The sequence below is a fragment of the Aeromonas sp. Y318-1 genome (assembly GCF_027706125.1).
Taxonomy (GTDB): domain Bacteria; phylum Pseudomonadota; class Gammaproteobacteria; order Enterobacterales; family Aeromonadaceae; genus Aeromonas; species Aeromonas hydrophila.
Genome location: NZ_JAPDCM010000014.1, coordinates 14443 through 38094, shown reverse-complemented (window position 1 = coordinate 38094; position 23652 = coordinate 14443). Strand labels below are relative to the sequence as shown.

Below are 23652 nucleotides of genomic sequence, written 5' to 3'. Positions count from 1 at the left end.
TTAACCCCAATATGAATACCGTTGCCCGAATCGACGGGATTAAAAGCAAACATTTTATAACCGCCTGGCCCCGACAATACTGCGGGCAGGGGTTTCTCATGACCGACGCCGCAACCAGACATAGCATGTCTGGCGGTTTTCTATTAGAATTGGCTATTTGCGCAGCAGCGCACTGTACGCGCAACCTAGCAACACCAACCGGATGAGTTCTATGGAGCAAACCCCGCAGTCTCAGCTTAAACTCCTCGTTGCCAAAGGTAAAGAACAGGGCTACCTGACCTATGCCGAGGTGAACGATCACCTCCCGCAAGACATTGTCGACTCTGACCAGATCGAAGACATCATCCAGATGATCAACGACATGGGCATTCAAGTGGTGGAAAACGCCCCGGATGCCGATGACCTTATCATGGCTGAAGGTGGTACCGCCGATGAGGACGCTGCCGAAGCAGCGGCCCAGGCACTGGCATCTGTTGAATCCGAGATTGGTCGCACGACCGATCCCGTCCGCATGTACATGCGGGAAATGGGTACCGTCGAACTGTTGACTCGCGAAGGCGAAATCGACATCGCCAAGCGCATCGAAGACGGTATCAACCAGGTACAAAGCTCCGTCGCCGAGTACCCGGAAGCGATTACCTATCTGCTTGAACAATACGACAAATACGAAGCGGAACAGCTGCGTCTGTCCGACATCATTTCCGGCTTCATCGATCCCAACGAGACCGATGACGTCGCCCCGACCGCTACTCACATCGGCTCCGAGCTCAGCGAAGAAGATCTGGCTGACGAAGACGAAGACGAAGATGAAGACGAAGACGGTGATGGTGATGACTCCGACGATGATGGTGACGGTGGTCCGGATCCGGAAGTCGCTCGCGAGAAGTTCGGTGATCTGCGCGCCCAGTACGAAGTAACCCGTCTCTCCATTCAGCAGAATGGTCGTGCGCACGAAGATACTCAGGCTGCGATTGCCCAGCTGGCCGATGTATTCCGTCAATTCCGCCTGATGCCCAAGCAGTTCGATCGCCTGGTCAACAACATGCGCGAGATGATGGAGCGGGTCCGCGTGCAGGAACGCATCATCATGAAACTCTGCGTTGAGCAGGCCAAGATGCCGAAGAAGACCTTCGTCGCGGCCTTCACCAACAACGAGTGCGAAACTGCCTGGTTCGAGTACCAGAAGCAGGCCGGCAAGGCCTGGTCACCGCGTCTGGTCGAGATGGACGAAGATGTGCTGCGCGCCATTGGCAAGCTGCAGCAGATCGAGGAAGAGACCGGTCTGTCCATCGCCCAGATCAAGGACATCAACCGTCGCATGAGCATCGGTGAGGCCAAGGCCCGCCGCGCCAAGAAAGAGATGGTCGAGGCCAACCTGCGTCTGGTTATCTCCATCGCCAAGAAGTACACCAACCGTGGTCTGCAGTTCCTGGATCTGATCCAGGAAGGCAACATCGGTCTGATGAAGGCGGTAGACAAGTTCGAATACCGTCGTGGCTACAAGTTTTCGACCTATGCGACCTGGTGGATCCGTCAGGCCATTACCCGCTCCATTGCGGATCAGGCCCGTACCATCCGTATCCCGGTACACATGATCGAGACCATCAACAAGCTCAACCGTATCTCCCGTCAGATGCTGCAGGAGATGGGTCGTGAACCGAACCCGGAAGAGCTGGCCATGCGTATGGGCATGCCGGAAGACAAGATCCGCAAGGTATTGAAGATCGCCAAAGAGCCCATCTCCATGGAGACGCCCATCGGTGATGATGAAGATTCCCACTTGGGCGACTTCATCGAAGATACCACCCTGGCTCTGCCGGCGGATGCGGCCACCAGCGAGAGCCTGCGCAACGCCACCCGCGAAGTGCTGGCCGGCCTGACCGCCCGCGAGGCCAAGGTACTGCGCATGCGCTTCGGTATCGACATGAACACTGACCACACCCTCGAGGAAGTGGGCAAGCAGTTCGACGTTACCCGTGAGCGTATTCGTCAGATCGAAGCCAAGGCGCTGCGCAAGCTGCGCCACCCGAGCCGCTCCGAAGTACTGCGCAGCTTCCTGGACGAGTAATCCCGGGCGGGTCCAACCCGTAACCGCTGTCAAAAAGCCCCGCCATGCGGGGCTTTGTTTTATCTGTGGTGACGGGGGTGTGAAGATGAGCCACGGAACCGCTTGAATATGGATGAAATCTCGCCAAGTGGTTGATATGCCTATGGACGGGGTATCCGCCATCCCCTATAATCCACGCCGCAAACCAGTATCAATGGCCCCTTAGCTCAGTTGGTCAGAGCAGTCGACTCATAATCGATTGGTCGTGGGTTCAAGTCCCCCAGGGGCCACCATTTTCAGACAAAGCCGCTCTCTTGAGCGGCTTTGTCGTTTCTGGCGTTCACCGGCGCCGACCTCTAGGCATGAGCTCCATAGTGCGGCCTAGAGTGCGGCGTATAGTGCAATTCAAACAGCCAGAACCGGACAAGGTCTCGCACCGTGAGGCGTCGTAGAGCCTTGCTGTGGCGGCCTTCTTAACGAGGAAGGGTGCCGAGCAAGCTGGTCATGTGATCATGCCGTTCGGCTTGTGTGTGAGATGGGCTGCTCGCTCCTTTTCTTGGCGTTGAGAGATGGCATGGTTTGAGATGAGCCTGGACATGGCGCCAGAGCATCAGCCTACCGAAAGGCTGGAAGAGCGGTGGCATGACGCCATAAAAAAGGCCTCCCACCGATGGTGGAAGGCCTGGGTCAGTGCTTCAGGGTCTGGTGACCGAGTGTAGCCTTACTGGGCGTTCAGGCTGTAGGCCAGGGTCTGGTCGTTGAAACGCACCACATAGACACCGACCACGGCCGTGGTGATGTCGGCGCCGGCTAGATCGGCCACACCGTCCCTGTTGGTGTCGCCGTAGTTCTGGGTCCAGTCGCCCTTGACGTCGAACTTGAAGCGCTGACCGCCGTTGCCATCGCCACTACCGGTGAAGGTGACGCTGGCCTGCCAGAGGTGATCGCCTACCAGCGACATGGGGGTGGAGCCCCAGTTGTTGGTGGTGCCGCGAATGTTGAGGCTGGCGAAGTTCTTCGCGTAGCCGACGCTGATCGGGGTCAGGCTGTATTGCAGGGTCTGATCGTTGAAGCGTACCCGATACTGGCCGGTGACCGAGGTCAGGATGTCACTGCCGGCCAGTTCGGCCACTCCATCCTTGTTGGTGTCACCATAGTTCTTGCTCCAGTCCCCCTTGACGTCGAACTTGAAGCGCTGGTTTGCCTGACCATCGAAGGTGACGAGAGCCTCCCACTGGTTGTCGGCGACCAGCGTCATGGCAAGGGAGCCCCAGGCATTGGGAGTGCCGCGGAAATTCAGGGTAGGCAGCACGCTGGCGTAGGTGCCGTTGTCGTCGGTGACGGTCACGGTAGCGCTGGCACTGGCGGTCAACCCTTCTGCATCGGTCACGGTGACCGTCACGGTATGGGTGCCCGGGGTATCGAACCGGACCGTCTCGGTGGCGGCGGTGCCGCCGCTGGACCAGCTGTAGCTCACCACGCCCCCGTCGTCGCGGGAGGCGGAGGCATCGAAGACCACGCTCTCACCCGCCTTGACGCTGAGGGTCTTGGGAGAGAGGGCGGCCACCGGCGCCTGGTTGCTGGTGAGGGGGGTGACCGTATAACGCAGATCGCTTTCGTTCAGGGTGATGCGATAGGTGCCCGCCCCGCTGACCAAGATATCCTTGCTGCTGCCCTTGTCGGCGATGCCATCCCCTTCGTTGTCGCCGTAGTTTTCGGCCCAGTTGCCGAAGACGTCGAACTTGAAGCGCTGGGTGCCGGTGGCGTCACCGTTGCCGGTCAGGGTGAGGGTGGCTGACCAGACACGGTTGGCATCGACGGTCATGGGGGTATTGCCCCAGGCGTTGTGGGTACCGCGCAGGTTCATGCTGCTGAACTTGGTGCCCGGCAGGGGGGAACCACCGCAGGGGCTGGCCTTGGTGCAACCGGCGATGATGGCTGCTGCCTTCATGCCGGGCACATTCAGGCTGGTCTTGCCACTGCCGTCGACGGTGACATAGCCGCCGCTGCAGTAGTCATTGCCGCCCAGCAGGTTGCAGTACTCACCGGCCGGCAGCGCGGTCTGCAGCGAGGCCACCAGGCTGCCGCTCTCGTTGTTGATGGCGACGAAGCCCTTGTCACCGCGGCTGAAGGCGATCTGGTTGTTGCCGTTGTCCCACCAGTTGTTGACCGGCTGGCCTTCGGTCCGGTTGTGGAACAGGGCCATGTTCATGATGGTCGGCCGGCGCTGTTCGCAGTTCCACTGGCTGTCCGTGCAAGGTGTGCTGCCCGGCGCTCCCTTGTCGGTTTCATAGGCGCTCATGTTTTCGAAGCGATAGCCCGACATCACCTGCTTCCAGCCATAGGGCCAGGCCATCATGAAGGTGTTGGCCAGATCGTAGCGAGCACCGCTCATGAAGGTGAGCATGCCGCCCCCACCGTGGCCGCGTTCGCGGTCGTGGTTGACCACGAAGACGAAGGCCTTAGCGGAGGGGAGTAGGCCCCAGCTCTCGCCCAGGGTCTTGAGGTTCTTGATCTGACCGTTGAAGTTGGCGGCCAGATCGGTGCCGTATTTGAAGTCGGTGACGGTGACGGTGTCGATGTAGGTGTAGCGACCCGGCTGGATGTCGGCGGATTCACCGCCTGCGCCGATCACCTCCAGGTAGGCCCTGGGGCTGCCCGCCTTGTCGAGGATGGCCTTCACATCGGTCGGGGCCATGTGCTTAGCCGCATCGATACGAAAGCCCGCCACGCCCCAGCCGAGCAGGGTCTTCATGTAGGTGGCGATCTGATCCTGCACGTAGGGAGAGCCGGTATTGAGGTCCGGCATGCCGTAGAGGGCGCCGTTCCAGACGTTGTTGCTGTCACCGTAGTTGGTGATGTCGCCGCTGTGGTGGAAGTCGTTGTAGCCGAACTGGGGATACTGGTACTGCCCCGCGTTGTAGCTGCCGCCACCGGTGGCGGTGCCGGAGCCCGATGCCAGCTGGTTGAAGACGGCGTCGGCATAGACCTTGACCCCGGCTGCGTTGCAGCGGGCGATCATGCTTCTGAGTTCCGCCTCGCTACCGCCGAAGCTGTTGAAATTCTTGAAGCTGACGGGTTGGTAGACGGTCCACCAGACCTGGCTGCCTTGCTTGTGTTCGGCGGGTGGGGTGATCTGGACGCCCCCGAACCCCTTGGGCCCGAGCACGGTTTCGCACTCGTTGGCGATGTCGTTGAACTTCCATTGGAACAGGTGAACCATGACCCCTTCGGCGGTGGCAGTGTGGCTGAAAGAGCCGAGTGCCGCCGTCAGCAGGGCGGTTCGAAGCAGTGTGCTGTGCATGACGATTTTCCCTTCGATCTTGTTATTGACATATCACTGTCGTGTAGTCGAACGGACAACAAACAACCTCGTTCAGCTCAGTAGCATTCATGAAATCGCAGTGGTTGAAAATCGAACAGCCTGAATTAATTAAGAAATGTGAATGAAAATGCTTTCATGGCCCCTAGCGATGCAGGTGGCGAAAGAGAGGGCAAGAGCTGGGGACACGCAGGGAGTGTGGGATCAGGGGAGTGGCAGAGCAATGAACAGGGGCCCAGCAGGGCCCCATGAGTATTCAGGCGTCGGATTCCTGCGGCAAGGCCCGGGCCTTGTCACGGCGCCTTGGCAACATGCGCTTCACCAGATTGCTGCGCTGGCGCCAGGAGGTGAACAGGATGGCCAGCAGGTGCAGCGCTATCATGCCCTGCAGGGCCCAGGTACACCAGATGTGCCAGTCGTCCGCTCCCAGCTCGAACCCCATCTCGGTATTCTGGAACCAGCCGGTGCCGGCGGTGGCCAGGATCAGCAGCCAGAGCGTCCAGACCGCCAGCTTGCCGCTGCCGTGGTGACCGGGGGCCGGTGGCGTGCGCTCGCGCAGCTCCACCGCTTGCTGGCGAAAATCTTCCCGGCTTGGGATGAGGGCTCGCAACCGGGCATGGCCCTTGGCAAACGAGAGCCCCCACGCCAGGCGCAGGCTGATCAGGGCAATGGCCAGGTAACCCAGCCGCTCGTGCCACTCCTCGCCCGCCTCGTTGAGCCAGAGGTTGCCGATACAGATGGCCGCCACACCCCAGTGGGTGAGGCGGACCAGACTATCCCAGTGGAAGGGATCAGCCTTTTTGCTTGGCATATTTGTGGTACTCCTTCTTCAGGTCGTTGACCTTGGCCAGGTGCTCGCGCGCCTTGGCTTCGTCACCTGCCTTGAGGGCTGCCAGGCTGGCATCCAGTTCGGTCTGCACTTCGTTCATGCCTTCCAGGAACTTCTCTTTCTTGGCGGCCGGCATGTTCTTCTGCTTGGCGATGTCGAACTGCGCCTTCATCTCGTTGATGTATTTTTCCATGGTGGCGGCATCGTCGGCCTTGACCGCCTGCTTGTAGTTGAAGCCGATCTTCTTCATCGGCTGTTCCAGCTCACCGGCCATGGCGGGCAGGGTCATCAGGCCAAACATCAGGGGCAGCAACAGGGGGCGAACAGTTTTCAACATGGGATTTCCTTATTTAAACGACATGCTTATCGATCTTGTGTGGCTTCTTATGAACCCTTGTTCGGATTCATCACAGGCATGATGCCATGACAGTGCGTGAACTGTTTGTGAATATTGCTGTTTTTTGTCACAAAGGGTAACAGGGAAGGGGGAGATGTAAGGAAGTTGCTGAGCCAAGCGAACCAGGCCATTCGAGCCATCTGCCGGGCTGCGTGACCGCGAGATAACGCCAGATGAAGAGAGGGCCCTTGCGGGCCCTGTTCATTACTGCTGCTGTTCACGCTCGATGGCGCGCCAGCCGATGTCGTGGCGGTAGAAGACGCCGTCCCACTTGATGCGACCCGCCAGCTGATAGGCCCGTTTTTGCGCTTCGGCCACGCTGTGGCCGAGGGCAGTGGCGCACAGCACGCGGCCGCCGGCGGTCACCACGGTATCGCCTTCCAGCTGCGAGCCGGCGTGGAAGACCTTCTCGCCGCTCGCCTCTTCCACCGGCAGGCCGCTGATGGGCTTGCCCTGCTGGTAGTCACCGGGGTAGCCGCCGGCCGCCAGCACCACGCCGATGGCGACGCGGGGGTCATAGATGGCTTCGACCTGATCCAGCTTGCCGGCGCAGGCCGCCAGGCAGAGCTCCACCAGATCGGAGCGCATGCGCAGCATGATGGGCTGGGTCTCGGGATCGCCGAAGCGGCAGTTGAACTCGATCACCTTGGGGTTGCCCTGGCCGTCGATCATCAGACCGGCGTAGAGGAAACCGGTGTAGACGTTGCCCTCGGCCGCCATGCCGCGCACGGTCGGCATGATCACCTGCTCCATCACCTTGCGGTGCACGTCGGCCGTGACCACGGGGGCGGGGGAGTAGGCGCCCATGCCGCCGGTGTTGAGGCCGGTATCGCCATCGCCGACCCGTTTGTGATCCTGGCTGGTGGCCATCGGCAGCACGTGCTCGCCGTCCACCATGACGATGAAGCTCGCCTCTTCCCCGTCCAGAAACTCCTCGATCACCACCCGGGCCCCGGCGTCGCCAAAGGCGTTGCCGGAGAGCATGTCGCGGACCGCCTCTTCCGCTTCGCTCAGGGTCATGGCAACGATGACCCCCTTGCCGGCGGCCAGGCCGTCAGCCTTGATGACGATGGGGGCGCCTTTCTCGCGCAGGTAGGCCAGCGCCGGCTCCACCTCGGTGAAGTTCTGGTACTCGGCGGTCGGGATGGCGTGGCGGGCCAGAAAATCCTTGGCAAACGCCTTGGATCCTTCCAGCTGGGCGGCGGCGGCGGTCGGGCCGAAGATGGCCAGCCCCTCGGCGCGGAATGCATCGACCACCCCTTTCACCAGCGGCGCTTCCGGCCCGACGATGGTCAGACCGATGCGCTGCTCCTTGGCAAACGCCAGCAGGGCCGGTATGTCGGTGGCGGAGATGGCCACGTTCTCGATGCTCCCTTCGTGGGCGGTGCCGGCATTGCCGGGGGCGACGAAGACCCGGGTCACCAGAGGGGATTGCTTGGCCTTCCAGGCCAGGGCGTGTTCACGGCCGCCGTTGCCAATGATCAGTACTTTCATCGTATCGCTCGCTTCTATTCGGGGTCACGGGCGGGCTTGGGGCCTGCGCCGGTGAAAATAGCCAGGTGAAAAGAGACAACAAAAGGGCCGCCGGCGGCGGCCCTGATCCATCAGTGACGGAAGTGGCGCATGTTGGTGAACAGCATGCACATGCCGTGTTCGTTGGCGGCGTCGATCACCTCCTGATCGCGCATCGAGCCACCGGGCTGGATGACGCAGGAGATGCCGGCGGCCGCTGCGGCGTCGATGCCGTCGCGGAACGGGAAGAAGGCATCGGAGGCCATGACGGAACCCGCCACGGTCAGCCCTTCATCTTCGGCCTTGATGCCGGCGATCTTGGCCGAGTAGACGCGGCTCATCTGGCCGGCGCCGACGCCGATGGTCTGGCCGTCTTTGGCATAGACGATGGCGTTGGATTTGACGAACTTGGCCACCTTCCAGCAGAACAGCAGGTCGTTCAGTTCGGCCTCGGTGGGCTGACGCTTGCTGACCACCTTCAAATCCCCCAGCGTCACCATGCCAAGGTCGCGCTCCTGCACCAGCAGGCCGCCGTTGACGCGCTTGAAGTCAAAGCCTTGCGCCGGCGCGGTCCACTGACCGCACTCGAGCAGCCGCACGTTCTGTTTGGCGGCGACCGCGTCGCGGGCAGCCTGGCTGACGGTGGGGGCGATGATCACCTCGACGAACTGGCGCTCGACGATGGCCTTGGCGGTGGCACCATCCAGTTCACGGTTGAAGGCGATGATGCCGCCAAACGCGGAGGTGGGGTCGGTCTGCCAGGCGCGCTCGTAGGCGCTCAGCAGGTCGCTGCCGATGGCCACGCCGCACGGGTTGGCGTGCTTGACGATGACGCAGGCCGGCTGGTCGAACTCCTTGACGCACTCCAGCGCCGCGTCGGTGTCGGCGATGTTGTTGTAGGAGAGGGCTTTGCCCTGCAGCTGGACAGCGCTCGCCACCGAGCCCGGTGCGGCCTGCTCCTCGGCATAGAAGGCGGCGGCCTGATGGCTGTTCTCGCCGTAGCGCATGTCCTGCTTCTTGATGAACTGGCTGTTGAAGGTGCGCGGGAAGCGGGACTCCTCGTCACCCTCCTTGTTGTCACCGTAAGAGGGAACCATGGTGCCGAAGTAGTTGGCGATCATGCCGTCGTAGGCGGCGGTGTGTTCGAAGGCGGCAATGGCCAGATCGAAACGGGTCGCCAGTTTCAGGCTGTTGCCGTTGCCATCCATCTCGCGGATGACGCGGTCATAGTCGGCAGCCTTGACCACGATGGCCACATCTTTGTGGTTCTTGGCGGCGGAGCGAACCATGGTCGGGCCACCGATGTCGATGTTCTCGACCGCATCGGCCAGGGTACAACCGGGCTTGGCGACGGTGGCGGCGAAGGGATAGAGGTTGACCACGACCATGTCGATGGGGGAGATAGCGTGCTGGGCCATGATGGCGTCGTCTTGCTCGCGCCGGCCGAGAATGCCGCCGTGGACCTTGGGATGCAGGGTCTTGACCCGGCCATCCATCATTTCAGGGAATCCCGTGTAATCGGAGACCTCGGTCACCGGCAGACCGGCGTCGGCCAGCAGCTTGGCGGTACCGCCGGTGGAGAGCAGGGCCACGCCACGTTCGTTGAGTGCCTTGGCAAATTCCAGGATGCCAGTCTTGTCAGACACACTCAGCAGTGCACGGCGAATGGGTCGAGCTTGTTCCATCACACTATCGTCCTCAGCATAACGGGGACCGTTCCATGGGAGGCGAGGCTCAACACAGAGAGTCCCCAAATAAATGGAAGTGGGGGATTTCGCAAACCGCTCTCGCCTGAAAAACCTGCCGGCAGGCAAAAGCGTTTTAGGAAATGCCCGCTTGACGCGACGCTCTCTTGTGGGCGCGTATTCTACACAAAAAATGTGACCCGTGGTGGATTTTTTAAAGTGACAAAGCCTTGCCTGGTGCGGTGTTAAACGTTTTCTGGCTGGTTTTTGTGAAACGTTTGTCTTTTCAGTCTCTTGATGGCAAAAGGGTGGCCGCCTCCTCTTTCCCGCTGCCGGCTGGCAATCGCCGGGCAAAGGGGCGATAGTGGGGGCCGGTTGTGGCTGTGTGGCAAATTCAACGGGAGAAAAGGCATGTATCGGATCGGGGAGCTGGCCAAGGCGTGCGGGGTGAAGGCGGATACCCTGCGTTTTTACGAGAAGAATGGTCTCATCTCGCCAGGCATTCGCAACGAGTCCGGCTATCGCCTCTATGGCGAGCAGGACAAGCGGCGGCTGGAGTTCATCATCCGCGCCAAGTCGGTGGGGTTCTCGCTGGCCGACATCGGCGAGCTGCTGGATCTCGATACCAACAAGGCCAAGGTCACCTGTCAGGAGGTGAAGGCGGTGGCCGACACCAAGCTCGAACAGGTGGAGCAGAAGATCGTCGAGCTGACCCGTTTTCGCGACAACCTGCGCGAGCTCTCCAACATCTGCTGCGGCGGCCCGCGCTCGGCGGAGCACTGCGCCATCCTCGAGACGCTGGAGTCCGGCGCCCCCTCCCGTCATGAGCACCACGACCATGAGCACTGAGCTGCACCGGCCCCGGGTATCTGCCTTTCTCGCCCTCTCCCTCGACGGCTTCATTGCCGGGGAGGGGGGCGATCTGGCCTGGCTTGAGCCCTACAACGGCGACTCCCAGGAAGAGACCGGCTACAGCGCGCTGATGGCGAGCGCTGATACCCTGCTGATGGGGCGCAACAGCTACGACACTGTGCTGGCCTTTCCCGAGTGGTTTTATGGCGACAAGCCGGTGGTGGTATTGACCCACAGACCCGCCGCTCCCCGTGAGCACGTCTCCTTTCGGCAGGGGGCGCTGGCGCAGGTGCTGGACGAGCTGTGGCTGGCGGGCAGCCGCCATCTTTATCTGGATGGCGGCGAGGTGGTCAGGCAGGGGCTGCAGGCCGCGCTGGTGGACGAGCTGATCCTGTTCTGGGTGCCGGTCACCCTGGGGCGCGGGGTGCCGCTCTTTGCAGGGCCGTTGCCCGGCGCGCTGGTGCCGGTATCGAGCCGCGTGCTGCCAAGCGGGCTGGTGCGGGTCGTCTATCAACCGGCCTGAGGAGCATACCAGCCCCCTTGCAGGCGGACCGGGAGAGGTGCACAATCGGCACGTTTTTTCGCCGCCTGCCCCGGTTCCGTGGTGGCAGGGGCGATGGGCAAACACACAACTGCATCAAGGAGCCGATATGGCCAAGAAGAAGGTGACCCGGGTCACCACCGAGCCCGCCTGCGAACATCAGCGCGGCATCATTCAGGACAACCACCTCAAGGCACTGGTGACCTCCCCCCTGTTTCAGGCCCGGGTCGAACCGAGCAAGAAAGGCAAGGGCAGCTATCAGCGCAAGGCCAAGCACGGCAAACGGTGGGAGCCCGGCCAACAGCAGATGGTACGCGTCTGCTGTTGAGCGGGTTTCTGCTTTGAAACCTGTCCACGATCTTGCTGCGAGGCTGTGATCAAGGCTCATGTGCTGCTCGGAATCCTCATGTGTACTTACACACTCCGGTTCCTGCGCTGCTCTTCACCTTGCTGACAGCCTCTCGCGACAGACCGTGAACAGGTTCTTGGAACCAAAACAATCAGGGCGCCAATGGCGCCCTGATTGTTTCTCTATTCGTTGGTGCTGATTCACTCTCTTGCCGCAAGAGAGTGAACCCGTGCTCACTCGTCCATAAAGAGCTCGAGCAGCACGTTGAGATAGCGATGGCCGAGGGGGGTGAGCTGCCAGCTGTCGCCAAGATCCTCGATCAGCTCCTTGCTCTGGGCGATGGTCAGCATGGTCTCTACCCGTTCCAAGCCAAGGCCGGTGTAGGCCTCGAACTCCGCCTTGGGGGCCGGTTCAAACAATCTGAACCGGTTCATGAAGTACTCGAGCGGCAGATCGTCTGCAGTCACTTGCCACTGCTCGTCCAGATAGGGGCGGCTCGGGTCCAGATAGCCTTTCGGGTGCTTCACCTTGGCGGTGCGCAGGATCTGCTGGTTGGCGAGATCCGTCACCTTGCCGTGGGCGCCGCAGCCGATCCCCAGATAGTCGCCGAAGCGCCAGTAGTTGAGGTTGTGGCGGCACTGGTAGCCCGCCTTGGCATAGGCCGAGATCTCGTACTGCTGATAGCCGTGGGCGGTGAGCATGGCGTGGCCCTGCTCGTAGATGTCCCACAGGGTGTCATCCTCCGGCAGGGTGGGCGGCTTGGAGGCGAACGCCGTGTTCGGCTCTATGGTGAGCTGATACCAGGAGAGGTGCGGCGGTGCGCAGTCGATGGCCTGCTGCAGATCCGAGAGCGCGTCCGCCAGGCTCTGATCCGGCAGGCCGTGCATCAGATCCAGGTTGAAGGTGGGAAGCTTGATGGCGTGAGCCAGTGCAGCGGCCTTGCGCGCCTCTTCCGGGCCGTGAATGCGGCCGAGCCGGGTCAGCTTCTCCTGCTGGAAGCTCTGCACCCCGATGGAGATGCGGTTGATGCCGGCCCGCTGGAAGCCGGCGAACTTGTCCGCCTCCACTGTGCCTGGGTTGGCCTCCATGGTGATCTCGCAGTCCGCGGTGAGTTCGATGCGCGCGCGCACCCCGTCCAGCAGCGCCTGCATGGCCTCCAAGGAGAGCAGGCTCGGCGTGCCGCCACCGATAAAGATGGAAGAGAGGGGACGCCCCTGGGCCCAGTGCAGGTCTTGCTCCAGATCCTCCAGCAGGGCAGCCACGTACTCGAGGTGGGGCAGCTCTCCCTTCTGGGCGTGGGAGTTGAAGTCGCAGTAGGGGCACTTCTGGACACACCAGGGCACGTGAATATAGAGGGAGAGGGGCGGCAGTTGCAGCATGGGGTTTCCAGTATTCAAAAAATCACCAGGGGTCGGGTTGCCCTTGTCGTCGATGACAACGGGCCGGGGCGCCGCGAACGAAACGGGGGCCGACGGCCCCCATTGTAGATGACAACGCGGCGGGAGACAGCGCTTTAGTTGACCGCCGCCAGGGCCGCTTTCAGCTTGGCCAGCGCCTGACCACGATGGCTGAGCTGGTTCTTGAGCTCGGCCGGCATCTGGGCCGAGGTGCAGTCGTGATCCGGCACGAAGAACACCGGATCATAGCCAAAGCCGTGCTGGCCGCGCGGCTCGTCGATGATCATCCCTTCCCAGCTGGCCTGGCAGATGATGGGGGTGGGATCGTCGGCGTGGCGCATGTAGACCAGCACGCACCAGAAACGGGCGCTCTTGAGATACTCGGGGGCCCCTTTCAGCTCGCCCAGCAGCTTGTCGATATTGTCCTTGTCGCTGGCACCCTCACCGGCAAAGCGGGCGGAGTAGACGCCGGGACGGCCGTGCAGCAGATCCACTTCCAGGCCGGAGTCGTCGGCAACCGCCGGCAGGCCGGTGATGCGGGCGGCGTGGCGGGCCTTGATGATGGCATTCTCGACGAAGGTGGTGCCGGTCTCTTCGGCATCGGAGACCGCAAACTCGCTCTGTGGGATCACCTGGATCTTCATATCGGCCAGCATGGCGGCCAATTCCTTCACCTTTTTCTGGTTCCCTGTTGCCAGGACAAGCTTGTTCATCGAGCACCTCCGCAAAAATAATCTGCGCATTCTATGCGGGGCTGACGCCCAGGAAAAGCGCCAATTGCCCTGGACCACCCTCACCGGGGTCATGGCAAGATGTGAATAAAATGAATGTTTCCTGAATGGAATAACAGAAGTGATTAAATACCATTTCAATTCATTACTGTGAGCCAGTAGACTCGCGCCCCAATCTATTTTCCCCATGCCACGAGGTGACTGATGCCATTGATTCTTTTGCTTGTCCTACTGGTGCTGTTCAGTCCGCTGGCCATCGACATCTACCTGCCCGCCATCCCGCAGATGGCCGAGCAGCTGGGGGCCGAGGTGACTCTGATGCAGGGCACCATCACCTGGTTCCTGTTCAGCATGGGACTGGGACAACTGCTGGTGGGGCCGCTGGCCGATCGCTACGGCCGCAAGCCCATCGCCCTGGGCGGTGTGCTGCTCTACGGTCTGAGCGCCCTGGGTGCCGGCTTTGCCGCGAGCCTGGGCGAGCTGATGCTGGCGCGGGTGCTGCAAGGCTTCGGTGCCTGTGCCACCTCGGTGGCCGCCTTCTCGGTGGTGCGTGACAGCTACGGCCCCAAGAAGAGCGGTCAGATGATCTCCTACCTGAACGGTGCCATCTGCTTTATTCCGGCGCTGGCCCCCTTGCTCGGTGGCTGGCTCACCGCCAAGGCGGGCTGGTCTGCCAACTTCTGGTTCATGGCCGGTTATGCGGTCATCGTCGGTAGCTGGCTGTTGTGGCGGATGCCGGAAACCCGTCCGGAAGAGACCAGCAGCAGCGGCCCGCTCATCAGCTGGTCGCGCTACAGCCCGGTGCTGCGCTCCCCGAGCTTCCTGTTCAACGCGACGCTGTGCATGCTGGCGATGGCGGTGATCCTGGCCTATGTCACCGCGGCGCCGGTGCAACTGATGGTGAAGCTGGGGCTGGACATGAGCGGCTTCAGCTACTGGTTCACCGCCAACGCGGCACTCAACATCCTGGCCTGCTTCCTGGCGCCGCGCTTTATCGCCAAGGTGGGGCCAAGACGCACCCTGCGCATCGGCCTGCTGGTGCTGCTGCTCTCCGCCATCGCCTTGACTCTGGCCATGCACATCGAGCATCCGCTGGCCATGATGGGCCCGGTGTTCCTCTCCAGCATCGGCTTTGCCATGATCCTGGGCGCCGCCGCCGGCATGGCGCTGGCACCGTTTGGCCACTGCGCCGGCACCGCCGCCGCCCTGCTCGGTCTGTTCCAGATGAGCGGCTCAGGTGCGCTGGTAGGCTTCATCGGCGTGCTGATGCACGATCCGCTCAGCCAGCTGGCGCTGCACATGTGGCTGCTGCTGCCCCCCTTGCTGATGCTGATGACCCGCCAGGGCCGGCGCTTGTGTTTGCAATAAATCCTGTGCTCTGATGGGCACACTCAGGGGGCCTTGGGCCCCCTTCTCTATTTGGCAGGCAAGGGTTTGCCTGCACCCCGTGACACAGCTACCCGTGGAGAAAACCGGATGAGCCACACAATCAATGCCGCCCTGGTGGGCTACGGCTTTGCAGGCCAAACCTTTCACGCCCCGTTTCTGACCAGCACGCCCGGGCTCTCCCTCGGCTGGGTGGTGAGCCGCGATGCCGCCAAGGTGCAGGCCGAGCTACCCGGTTGCCGGGTCGGTTCGCTGGCCGAGGTGCTGGCGGACCCGTCGGTCGACCTGGTGGTGATCGCCACCCCCAACGACACCCATGCCCCCATCGCCCGTGAGGCCCTGCTGGCCGGCAAGCACGTGGTGATCGACAAGCCGTTCGCCCTGGATCTGGCCGAGGCGAAGGCGCTGGTCGAGCTGGCGGAGAAGCAGCAGCGGCTGCTCAGCATTTTCCACAACCGGCGCTGGGACGGTGACTTTCTCACCGTGCGCCGCCTGCTGGCGAAGGGGACGCTCGGTCAGGTTGCCCAGTTCGAATCCCACTTCGATCGCTATCGTCCCGAGGTGCGTCAGCGCTGGCGCGAGGCGGGCGGTCCGGGTTCCGGTCTCTGGTTCGATCTCGGCCCCCACATCCTCGATCAGTCGCTCCAGCTGTTCGGTCAGCCGGACTGGTTGCAGGCGGATCTGGCCCAGCAGCGCCCCGGTGCCCTGGCGGATGACTACTTCCACGTGGTGCTCGGCTATGGCGAGATGCGGGTCGTGCTGCACGGCAGCTGCCTGGTGTCGGCCACCATGCCGCGTTTCGTCATCCACGGCAGCGAGGGCTCCTTCATCAAGTTCGGCATGGATGTGCAGGAGGAGCAGCTCAAGCTCGGCAAGCGGCCGCCGGCGGCAGACTGGGGAGTGGACAGCGAACCCGGCCAGCTCAGCCGGATCTGCGACGGTCAGCTACAGCAGCAGAGCGTGGCTGGCGAGGCGGGGGACTACGGTGCCTACTATCGCGGCGTCTGCGCCGCCATCCGTGGGGAGGGGGAGAACCCGGTGCCGGCCGGCGAGGCGCTGGCGGTGATGGCGCTGCTGGACCTGGCTCGCGACAGCGCTCGCGAGGGTAAGCGGCTGGCTTGTCAGATCCTGTCTGATTGAGGCGCAGCCCGCACGGGGTTGTCGGCTCAATGCAGTAGCCGTTTATTGCCAGCAACCACGGGGCCTGTGGCGTTTTATTGTACAAAACTGCGCCGTTTACAGTGTTTTGTATTAATGTTTGTCGTTGTAGTAGTTCTTTTCATCCAGCCAACGAGAAAATATCATTGTGATACTCGTTTTCATTGGGCGCGTATGGGGATATATTTCGCGCGCCTCTTGGCTCCCGGCATATGGGTTTTTCACCGGGTGAAAGGACGCACTGTGATGGTTGTACCAACCATCTCTCCATATTTTTCTGAGGGTATGCACATGAACAAAGTACTGGTAGCCGGTATCCTGGGTCTGATGTTGACCGCTTGTGGTCAGAAAGAAGAAGCCGCCGCTCCGGCCGCTACTCCGGCCGCCGACGTTGCTGCAACTGTTGAGAAAGCCGCTAGCGAAGCCACCTCTACCGTAGAGAAGGCCGCTTCCGAAGCGACTGCAACCGTTGAGAAGGCTGCCGCTGACGTAGCCACCAAGGCGGAAGCCGCAGTGAGCGATGCCAAGGCCAACTAAGCCTGCACCTCATCTGAAGAACGGGCCCGAAGGCAACTTCGGGCCCGTTTTTTTATGTCCGCTCCTCGCCTTTGACGGGGTCTTCGCCGGCAAGAGAACCGGCTAGAGTGCCGGGTTGAGGCGCGCGGTGAGGATATGATCCTCCCAGCGGCCATTGATCATCAGGTAGTCTTTGGCGTACCCCTCCCGCTCGAAGCCGAGCCGCTCTAGCAGGGCGCCGCTGCGCAGATTCGACGGCATGTAGCCGGCCATGATGCGGTGCAGGCCGTGTTCCCGGAACAGGTAGTCGATGCCGGTTTCGACGATTTCCTGCATCAGCCCCTGTCCCTGGTGGGCCTGGTCGATGGCGTAACCCAGATGGCAGGCCTTGAAGGCGCCCATCAGGATGTTGGTGAAGTTGCAGGTGGCGATCACCTGCTCACCATGGGGATCGAGCGCCACCAGATGCACCCCGCTGCCATTGAAGAACTGGCCGTAGCTGTCGCGCAGCCGGCCGTGCCAGTGGCTCAGGGTGTAGAAGCTCTCGTCCCGGCTGGGCTCCCAGGGGGCGAGGTGGGCGCGGTTGCGCAGATAGAAATCCAGCATCAGGTCGGCCCGCTCGGGGGGCAGTATGGTGAGCTGGCAGCGGGCCGTGCACAGGTGTGGCAGCGCCATCAGTGATCCCTCTGTCTGAGCCACTCATCGCGCAGCAGGCTGTAGTGAACGTGATCCACGATGCGGTCGGCCAGCCGCTCGGCACGGCGGGTGATCCCCTCCTGCTGCATGCCGAGGCGCTCGCAGACGGCCCGGCTGGGCTCGTTGTCGGTGGCGGCGCTGATCTCCACCTTCTCCATCCCCATCTCCTCGAAGGCGTGATGGATCAGGGCCTGGCAGGCGCGGGTGATGATGCCGTTGCCCTGCCAGCGCTCGGCCAGCCAGTAGCCGATGCTGACCTTGGCCAGCGCCCGGTCGATCTGGTTGTAGCCGATGACGCCGACCACTTCCCCCTGATACTCGATGGCGGTGGTCAGCCCTTCGCCGCGGGCAAACTTCTCGATGGCATGGCGGATGAAGGTGGCGCTGTCGGCGGGCTGCTGAATGTAGGGCGGCCAGGGCAGCCACTGGGTCAGGTAGTCGCGGTTCTCCCGACACAGGGCAAAGAGTTCGCTGGCCATGTCGGGCTGCAGGAACAGCAGCGCCAGCTCGTCGTCCAGTTGCCATGAAAACATCCGCACCTCCCCTCCAGTCAGAGCCCGACGCGGGCCGCCAAACCGCCAATGTAGCCAATCAACCCCTTGTACGCCAAGGGTTTTCCATCTGTTCTTGCGCCCCGCCATCCCCATATGGAGGGGCGGTTGGTGGCAGCCAGAAAGCGCCTGGCCATTGTTCGGCTTTTTTTGGTGTTATTCGCCATTTTGAACTCTTCTCACGCTACCAAACAGGGGCAACAGCAGATCCTGCTATGGGTTTGTGCTGCTCTGTCACATATGACAGGCAGCAATCTTGAGCGTGCCAACTAGTGTAGGAGCGCCGGGCAACGGACCCGACGTGTAATCTTCATCGACTTAAGGAAAAGACGGATGAACAAAGTCTATTTGGCCGTGGTATTGGCCTGCTGGGGAAGCGCAGCGCTGGCTGCAGAACAGGTGAATGTGCATCAGGTTGCGGGCATTCAGGGGGCGCCGAGCGGCGCTGCCGGTGTGAGCGCACTGGCAGGGGATGGCGAGTTTCGTCAGGTGCGGGCGGTCAAGCTGCCCAACGGTCAGCAGCGGGTGCGTTATGAGCAGACCTGGCACGGGATCCCGGTGTGGGGCCAGGTGCTGGTGGCCGAGCAGTCCCTCGGCGGGCAGATAAGCCAGGTTTCCGGCCAGATCCTGCGCCAGATCGATGCCGACGTGGCCAGTCCGACCGCCGCCCTGTCGCCGGCCGATGCCGCCAGCAAGGCGCGGGCCGGGGCCAAGGGCAGCAACGAGCGGGTCAAGCTGTTCGTGATGCAGGATGAGGCCGGTCAGGCCCGCCTGGTCTATCTGGTCTCCTGGCTGGCGGCGAGCGATGAGCCGAGCCGCCCCTTCGTGGTGATCGATGCCCAGAACGGCAGCGAGCTCAAGCGCTGGGAAGGGATCAACCACAAGGACGCCACCGGCCCGGGTGGCAACGTCAAGACCGGCAAATATTTCTACGGCGCCGACTTCGGCCCGCTGCTGGTGGACGACAACTGCCGGATGACCAGTCCGAACGTGGACACCCTCAACATGAATCACGCCACCACGGGCGGCGCCATTCATCAGTTCACCTGCCCGGAGAACACGGTCAAGGAGATCAACGGCGCCTACTCGCCGCTCAACGACGCCCACTACTTCGGCAACGTGGTGTTCGACATGTATCGCAACTGGTACAACACGGCGCCGCTGACTTTCAAGCTGAAGATGCGGGTGCACTACAGCCGCAACTACGAGAACGCCTTCTGGGACGGCAGCCAGATGACTTTCGGTGACGGCGCCACCACCTTCTATCCGCTGGTGAGCCTGGACGTGGCGGCCCACGAGGTGAGCCACGGCTTCACCGAGCAGAACTCCGGGCTGGTCTACTCCGGTCAGTCGGGCGGCATCAACGAGGCCTTCTCCGACATGGCGGGGGAAGCGGCCGAGAACTTCATGAAGGGCAGCAACGACTGGCTGGTGGGCGCCCAGATCTTCAAGGGCAACGGCTCGCTGCGCTACTTCGAGGATCCGACCCGGGACGGCAGCTCCATCGGCCATGCCAGCGACTACTACGATGGCATCGACGTGCACCACAGCTCCGGTGTCTACAACCGCGCCTTCTACCTGCTGGCCAACACCAGCGGCTGGAATACCCGCAAGGCCTTCGAAGTGTTCGTGCTGGCCAACCGCCTCTACTGGGGTGCCAACACCACCTTCGATCAGGGCGCCTGCGGCGTGACCAAGGCCGCCACCGATCTGGGCTACAGCGTGACCGACGTGGCGGCTGCCTTTACCACGGTCGGGGTCAATGCTACCTGTGGCGGCACCACGCCGCAGCCGGGTAGCGTGCTGCAAAACGGGGTGCCGGTGAGCGGTCTCTCCGCCGCCAAGGGTGGCAAGCTGAACTTCACCATCGACGTGCCGGCGGGCAAGAGCCAGCTGGTGATCGCCAGCAGTGGCGGTACCGGCGATGCGGATCTGTATGTGAAGTTCGGCAGCGTGCCGACCAGCAGCAGCTATGACTGCCGCCCCTACAAGAGCGGCAACGCCGAGACCTGCACCCTGAACTCGCCCAAGGCGGGGACCTGGAACGTGCAGCTGAGCGCCTACAGCGCCTTCTCTGGGGTGACCCTCAAGGCCAGTTACTGAGCCTGAGCCACTGCAAATAGAGAGGGAGCGCCGGACTTGTCCGGCGCTTTTTTTATGCGGATTTGCCCGCCCAGCGCCGGGCCAGGGTACGGGCGGCCTCCAGTACCCGCTCCTTGGCGGGATTGGGCCGTTTTCCACTGCGCCAGGCCATCATCACATCCCAGTGATCCGGCGGCAGATCCACCACGTCCAGTTGCACCAGCCGGCCGAACTCCAGATCCCGGGCGATGGCGAGCGCCGGCATCAGGGTGATGAAGCCGTGCTCCAGCGCCAGCTCCCGCGCCGCGCTGGCGGGCTGGATGGCGTGCAGCGGGCTCGCCACCTGGCGCAGCAGGCGCAACTGCAGGATCAGCTCGTCGCAGCCGGTACCCCACTGCTGGGGGGCCAGCCGCTCGTTGGCGATGTCCTGCAGGGTCAGCCCCTGCCGCCCGGCCAGCGGATGGGTGGCACAGGCCACCGCTATGATGGGGGAGCGATAGAGCAACTCGAGCTGGATGCCGGCGATGGCCGGGCACTTGAGGATGAAGCCGACGTCGGTCTCGCCGGTCAGCAGCTCCTGCATGATGATACCGGAGTGATCCGTGTTGCAGCGGATCTCGAAGGTCTCGTCGACCAGTGCCAGCAGCAGGGGGCCGAACACCACGGTCGTCAGGGAGGGCAGGCAGGCGAGCCGGATGCGCGGCAGCGCCGGCGCTCCCTGCATCGCCAGGCGACCCCCTTCCAGCGCACTCAGTGCCGCACTCGCGGCAGGCAGGAACTGCTCGCAGGCCGGGGTGGGGGTGGCGCCGCGCCGATGGCGGCGAAACAGGGGCTGGCCCAGATCCTGTTCCAGCACGGCGATCCGCTGGCTCACCATGGGTTGTGACCAGCCGCGCACGGCGGCTGCCTTGCTGAAGCTGCCGCGATTGACCACATCCAGCAGCAATTGCAGATCGTCGAGGGTCATAGCCATAACATAATCCAATATAAAATATAGCCAGTTGTCGGCTACCACTATATCTGGCGTCCTTCCAGAATAGCAGTATCAATCGTTGTGCTTTGGCATATTGCCATATCGGTTCAGGGGCTTGTTGCACCTTGAGCCCGTTTGGTGACGGCGTCATTCGGGCGATGAGACGAATTAATCGGAATGTCATCAGAAAGCAGGGGACGGGTAGTCATGGTGGAGCGGGCGAGGCGGTTGGGGCGGTGGTTTTTGGCGTTGGATTCCCTGTTGGTGATCCTGGGGTTCTTCGTGGTGATGCCCATGATCAGCCTGCGCTTCGTGGATCAACTCGGCTGGGCGGCCGGGGTGGTGGGACTGGCGCTGGGATTGCGCCAGCTGACCCAGCAGGGGCTGGGCATTCTGGGCGGCTCGCTGGCGGACAAGTTCGGCGCGCGGCCGCTCATCGTGGGCGGCATGCTGCTGCGGGCGGCGGGGTTTGCCAGCCTGGCCTATGCCCAGAGCGGGCTGGAGTTGATCCTCTCTTGCGTCATCTCGGGACTGGGAGGCTGTCTGTTCGATCCGCCCCGCGCCGCCTTGGTGATCAAGTTCACCCGGCCCCGACAGCGGGGGCGCTACATCTCGTTGCTGATGATGCTGGAGAGCGCCGGCGCCGTGGTGGGGGCCCTGCTCGGCAGCTGGCTGCTCAACTTCGACTTCGAATATGTCTGCCTGCTGGGGGCCGGCCTGTTTGTCTGCGCCGCCCTGTGCAACCTGCTGATCCTGCCCGCCTACAAGCTCTCGGTGCGGCCGACCCCGATCCGCGCTGGTCTCGGCCAGGTGCTGGCCGACAAGGCGTTCTGCCGGCTGGTGCTGATCCTGAGCGGCTACTACGCGCTCTGGGTCCAGGTGATGCTGATCTTCCCCATCCTGGTCAAGCAGATGGCGGGCACCACCACGGCGGTGGGTTGGATGTATACCCTGGAGACCGCCATCTCGCTGGCGCTGCTCTATCCGCTGGCGCGCTATGGCGAGCGCCACTTCAAGCTGGAGAGCCGCTTGATGGCGGGGGTGCTGCTGATGACCACCGGCATCGGGCTGGTGGCCTTTGCCAACACCCTGCCCGCGGTGTTCATGCTGCTGGCCTGCTTCTATCTGGGGATCGTCATCGCCGAACCGGCGCGGGAGACGCTGATGACCAAACTGGCGCAGCCGGGGGCGCGCGGCAGCTACATGGGCTTCAGCCGGCTGGGGCTGGCGCTGGGGGGCATGACGGGTTACGTGGGAGGCGGCGCGCTGCATGACTACGCCATGCTGCAAGGTCAGCCCTGGTTACCCTGGCTGGTGCTGGGCACGGTCGGGGTGACGACCTTGCTGCTGCTGGTGAACTGCTTTCACCGCGAGCCGAGTCTGGCGCGGGTCAACATCTGACGGGCAATAAAAAACCGGCCGCTGGGCGGCCGGTAAAAAATACAGTAGGCAATTCAGGGAAGACTTAGAAGTTGTACTGCAGGGCCACGGCGACCACGTCGTCGGTGTTCTTGCCCAGCGAGTTGGTGTGGGTACCGTTGACGTTGTCCAGCAGGTTGATCTTGTAATCAACGTAGGCGTTGAAGTTGTCGGTGAAGTTGTACCAGGCACCGATGGAAACGTACTCGGTGGCGGTGTCATCGATGCCGCGAGCGTTGTCCTTCACGTCGGTGCGCAGGTAGGCCAGGGACGGCTTGAACTTGCCGAAGGCATACTGGGCGACGGCTTCGTAGCCATCCATCTTCTCGGCGTAGCCGTTGAAGGTGCTGACGTACATGTGGTCTTCACCGTGGGAGTAGGTGGCGGCCAGGTAGAGGTCGCCGACGGCGTACTTGGCACCGACACCGTACAGCTTGGCATCGCGGTCACCACCGAAGGCGGCGTTGGCAGCTTGCTCGTCGGTCTTGCCAGCCTGGTTGTAGGCGGTACCCAGGCTCAGGCCCATGTCGAAGTCATAGTTGGCGGACACGGCGAAGCCTTCAGCGGAACCCTTCGGATTCCAGGTGCTGTTGGCGCCAGTCAGGTTGGAGCGATCGGCGTTCTGCGGATCGTTGTTGCCGGTGAACTGGGCACCCAGGGTCAGGCCCTGATAGGTGTAGATGTACTGGGCCAGGCCGTTGGTACGACCGGTACCGAATATTTCGGTGTCCTTGCCCAGACCGTCACCACCCCACTCTGGCAGCACGTCGGTGTAGTTGTTCACGGCTTTGGTGAACAGACCATCCTGACGGCCGTAGCTGAAGGCACCGAAACGATCGTGCTTGATGCCGGCGTAGGCATAACGCAGCTCGTCGTTGTCGGAGCCGGAGACCGGCAGGTTGTATTCAGCGAAGCCGAACGCGGTCAGCTCGTTGTCGATCTTGGTTTCGCCGGCAACGTGCAGACGCAGGTAGCTCTGGTCACCTTCAGAACCGTTGTCATCAGTGCCGTAGTACATGCCTTGAGCGCGACCACCGATGTCGAGTTTGGTGTCGTTCTGGTTGTAGACGGTAGCGGCTTGCGCACCACCGGCCAGCAGCACGCTGGAAATGGCCATGGTCAATGCTGTCTTTTTCATTGTTCGTTCCTCTGGTGTAAACACTGTCGGACCTGTGCTCGGCCCTGTTGATCGGTTTCTGTTCCGATGCC

At 62.4% G+C, this 23652-nt stretch carries 20 protein-coding genes and 1 tRNA gene; 10 read left to right on the top strand and 11 right to left on the bottom strand.

Going from position 1 to position 23652, the window contains the following annotated elements; genetic code table 11:
• The first annotated feature begins 172 nt into the window (after positions 1 to 172).
• Both rpoD and OKB87_RS18950 read left to right on the top strand, forming a co-directional pair.
• Positions 173 to 2068, top strand: a complete 1896-nt coding sequence (gene rpoD, locus OKB87_RS18955) for an RNA polymerase sigma factor RpoD (RefSeq protein WP_263642045.1) — start codon at positions 173 to 175, stop codon at positions 2066 to 2068.
• Between the two features lie 195 nt (positions 2069 to 2263).
• Positions 2264 to 2340: transfer RNA gene (locus tag OKB87_RS18950), tRNA-Ile, on the top strand.
• A gap of 428 nt (positions 2341 to 2768) precedes the next feature.
• On the opposite strand, the gene OKB87_RS18945 is transcribed toward OKB87_RS18950, so the two are convergent.
• From OKB87_RS18945 to purH, 5 genes are all read right to left on the bottom strand, one after another.
• Entirely contained in the window at positions 2769 to 5351 is a 2583-nt protein-coding gene (locus OKB87_RS18945; protein WP_270828265.1) for an alpha amylase C-terminal domain-containing protein, read from the bottom strand.
• A gap of 274 nt (positions 5352 to 5625) precedes the next feature.
• A complete protein-coding gene (locus OKB87_RS18940) occupies positions 5626 to 6180 on the bottom strand; it encodes a cytochrome b/b6 domain-containing protein (RefSeq protein ID WP_270828264.1) in 555 nt (184 codons plus the stop codon).
• Positions 6161 to 6535 (bottom strand): cytochrome b562, encoded by a 375-nt coding sequence (locus OKB87_RS18935; RefSeq protein ID WP_011704785.1) that lies wholly within the window; start codon positions 6533 to 6535, stop codon positions 6161 to 6163. Before OKB87_RS18935 ends, OKB87_RS18940 begins: the two co-directional genes overlap by 20 nt.
• A 264-nt stretch (positions 6536 to 6799) precedes the next feature.
• On the bottom strand, positions 6800 to 8089 hold the full coding sequence (gene purD / locus OKB87_RS18930; RefSeq protein ID WP_011704786.1) for a phosphoribosylamine--glycine ligase: 1290 nt from the start codon (positions 8087 to 8089) through the stop codon (positions 6800 to 6802).
• Between the two features lie 110 nt (positions 8090 to 8199).
• Positions 8200 to 9792, bottom strand: coding sequence for a bifunctional phosphoribosylaminoimidazolecarboxamide formyltransferase/IMP cyclohydrolase (purH, locus tag OKB87_RS18925; RefSeq protein WP_270828263.1), 1593 nt, complete (start codon positions 9790 to 9792; stop codon positions 8200 to 8202).
• Positions 9793 to 10203: 411 nt separating this feature from the next.
• Between purH and zntR the strand changes: the two genes are divergently transcribed.
• The 3 genes from zntR (at position 10204) to OKB87_RS18910 (ending at position 11513) form a co-directional block, all read left to right on the top strand.
• Entirely contained in the window at positions 10204 to 10641 is a 438-nt protein-coding gene (gene zntR, locus OKB87_RS18920) for a Zn(2+)-responsive transcriptional regulator (RefSeq protein ID WP_005309469.1), read from the top strand.
• Complete coding sequence (locus OKB87_RS18915; protein WP_270828262.1) at positions 10631 to 11167, top strand: dihydrofolate reductase family protein; 537 nt, start codon at positions 10631 to 10633, stop codon at positions 11165 to 11167. Before zntR ends, OKB87_RS18915 begins: the two co-directional genes overlap by 11 nt.
• A gap of 127 nt (positions 11168 to 11294) precedes the next feature.
• Entirely contained in the window at positions 11295 to 11513 is a 219-nt protein-coding gene (locus tag OKB87_RS18910) for an alternative ribosome-rescue factor A (protein ID WP_017410628.1), read from the top strand.
• 254 nt (positions 11514 to 11767) lie between these two features.
• Here the strand turns inward: OKB87_RS18910 and hemW are convergent, their stop codons facing one another.
• Both hemW and OKB87_RS18900 read right to left on the bottom strand, forming a co-directional pair.
• Positions 11768 to 12913 carry a radical SAM family heme chaperone HemW gene (hemW, locus tag OKB87_RS18905; RefSeq protein ID WP_270828298.1) on the bottom strand — a complete coding sequence of 382 codons (1146 nt, stop codon included), beginning with the start codon at positions 12911 to 12913 and terminating at the stop codon, positions 11768 to 11770.
• Positions 12914 to 13047: 134 nt separating this feature from the next.
• On the bottom strand, positions 13048 to 13644 hold the full coding sequence (locus tag OKB87_RS18900; protein WP_011704791.1) for an XTP/dITP diphosphatase: 597 nt from the start codon (positions 13642 to 13644) through the stop codon (positions 13048 to 13050).
• Between the two features lie 222 nt (positions 13645 to 13866).
• Between OKB87_RS18900 and OKB87_RS18895 the strand changes: the two genes are divergently transcribed.
• From OKB87_RS18895 to OKB87_RS18885, 3 genes are all read left to right on the top strand, one after another.
• Positions 13867 to 15030, top strand: a complete 1164-nt coding sequence (locus tag OKB87_RS18895; RefSeq protein WP_042065976.1) for a multidrug effflux MFS transporter — start codon at positions 13867 to 13869, stop codon at positions 15028 to 15030.
• Between the two features lie 108 nt (positions 15031 to 15138).
• Complete coding sequence (locus OKB87_RS18890; protein ID WP_270828261.1) at positions 15139 to 16188, top strand: oxidoreductase; 1050 nt, start codon at positions 15139 to 15141, stop codon at positions 16186 to 16188.
• A 309-nt stretch (positions 16189 to 16497) separates the two neighbouring features.
• A complete protein-coding gene (locus tag OKB87_RS18885) occupies positions 16498 to 16743 on the top strand; it encodes a hypothetical protein (RefSeq protein WP_005309486.1) in 246 nt (81 codons plus the stop codon).
• A 102-nt stretch (positions 16744 to 16845) separates the two neighbouring features.
• Here the strand turns inward: OKB87_RS18885 and rimJ are convergent, their stop codons facing one another.
• Together rimJ and OKB87_RS18875 are read right to left on the bottom strand one after the other, a co-directional pair.
• A complete protein-coding gene (rimJ, locus tag OKB87_RS18880) occupies positions 16846 to 17397 on the bottom strand; it encodes a ribosomal protein S5-alanine N-acetyltransferase (RefSeq protein ID WP_101617728.1) in 552 nt (183 codons plus the stop codon).
• Positions 17397 to 17951 carry a GNAT family N-acetyltransferase gene (locus tag OKB87_RS18875; protein ID WP_017410624.1) on the bottom strand — a complete coding sequence of 185 codons (555 nt, stop codon included), beginning with the start codon at positions 17949 to 17951 and terminating at the stop codon, positions 17397 to 17399. Before OKB87_RS18875 ends, rimJ begins: the two co-directional genes overlap by 1 nt.
• A 351-nt stretch (positions 17952 to 18302) precedes the next feature.
• On the opposite strand from OKB87_RS18875, the gene OKB87_RS18870 reads away from it, so the two are divergent.
• Complete coding sequence (locus OKB87_RS18870) at positions 18303 to 20072, top strand: M4 family metallopeptidase (RefSeq protein WP_118881854.1); 1770 nt, start codon at positions 18303 to 18305, stop codon at positions 20070 to 20072.
• Positions 20073 to 20124: 52 nt separating this feature from the next.
• Here the strand turns inward: OKB87_RS18870 and OKB87_RS18865 are convergent, their stop codons facing one another.
• Positions 20125 to 21024: a LysR family transcriptional regulator gene (locus tag OKB87_RS18865; protein ID WP_024946193.1), complete on the bottom strand. Its 900-nt coding sequence runs from the start codon at positions 21022 to 21024 to the stop codon at positions 20125 to 20127.
• 207 nt (positions 21025 to 21231) lie between these two features.
• Here OKB87_RS18865 and mdtH point away from each other — a divergent pair, with 207 nt between their 5' ends.
• The gene (gene mdtH, locus OKB87_RS18860; RefSeq protein WP_011704798.1) at positions 21232 to 22425 is read left to right on the top strand and encodes a multidrug efflux MFS transporter MdtH; all 1194 of its coding nucleotides are present in this window, start codon (positions 21232 to 21234) and stop codon (positions 22423 to 22425) included.
• A gap of 64 nt (positions 22426 to 22489) precedes the next feature.
• On the opposite strand, the gene OKB87_RS18855 is transcribed toward mdtH, so the two are convergent.
• Positions 22490 to 23581: a porin gene (locus OKB87_RS18855; protein ID WP_024946195.1), complete on the bottom strand. Its 1092-nt coding sequence runs from the start codon at positions 23579 to 23581 to the stop codon at positions 22490 to 22492.
• Between the last annotated feature and the right edge of the window lie 71 nt (positions 23582 to 23652).